Here is an 873-nt window from a genome sequence, read left to right on the forward strand (position 1 = left end):
GCTGGCGCTTAGGGCGGGCATGGTGTCTAGATGCAGGCAGCGCAGCTGCAGCGTGCCGTTGAGCAGCTCGCGCAACAACGGGTCGCTGAGCGCCAAGCCGCTCGTAGATCATGCGTAGCGCAATGATTCGCCATTTTTTCACGATGGCTACAGTAGGCAGGGTTGCGGCTAGGCGTCATTGCGTTCTTTCGCCCCGCCTCGGCTCCACCCAAAAGAAACTGCCGTGCAAGAGAGTAGTGCTTCTCGTCGGCGTGTCGGGGTTGGCGGATACCGATAACTGGCTCATACAAATGGTAGATTGGTTTAGTCTGTTTTTTAGGCTAACGTCACAAAAGCCATTACACATCGTCTTCGAAAATGCTATCGTAGATGTAGTTCTTCGATCTTGAATGCAGTCGATTGGGTGGGGCGCGGATGGAGGCTTCGTTCATGAAATTCTCCGGTACCGTCGGCAGCACCGGGAGCGAAGGGGTACCTCGGGGGCGAGGGGGGTATTAATCGCAGGGTCACCGCTAAATTAGTCGGAGGCCGATATGAAGTCAGACGCACCGGAGTCGAAGGAATTTCCTTCCTCACCGCAGGGATCTTCGTTTTCGAGGGAAACATCGACCGCAGAGCAGGGCGCAAAAGCGTCCACCGGGGTTGCCGGAGAGGCGACCCTCAAGGGAGCTTCTAGAAACCGCCCCTGCGGCATGATGCGGGGATGAGCAGCAAGAAGACACAGTACACCGATAGCCTGGAGCGCATGGGCGAGCTGGTGGACTTCGAGCAGGTGGCGGCAGCGGTGGATGCGGCCTGCCCCAGGCCCGATCGCAGCAAGGGCGGGCGGCCCCCGTATCCGACGGTCGTGATGGTCAAGGTGCTGTTTCTGCA

Annotated in this window: 1 protein-coding gene; it reads left to right on the top strand. The window is 58.6% G+C overall.

Annotated features, from left to right (window positions below; all coding sequences use genetic code 11):
* Positions 1–703: 703 nt before the first annotated feature.
* On the top strand, positions 704–873 hold a 170-nt coding region (locus D3A59_RS26990; protein WP_473206075.1), incomplete at its 3' end, for a transposase.

Origin of the sequence: Caldimonas tepidiphila, from assembly GCF_003569765.1 — a bacterium.
GTDB classification, from domain to species: Bacteria; Pseudomonadota; Gammaproteobacteria; order Burkholderiales; family Burkholderiaceae_C; genus Caldimonas; species Caldimonas tepidiphila.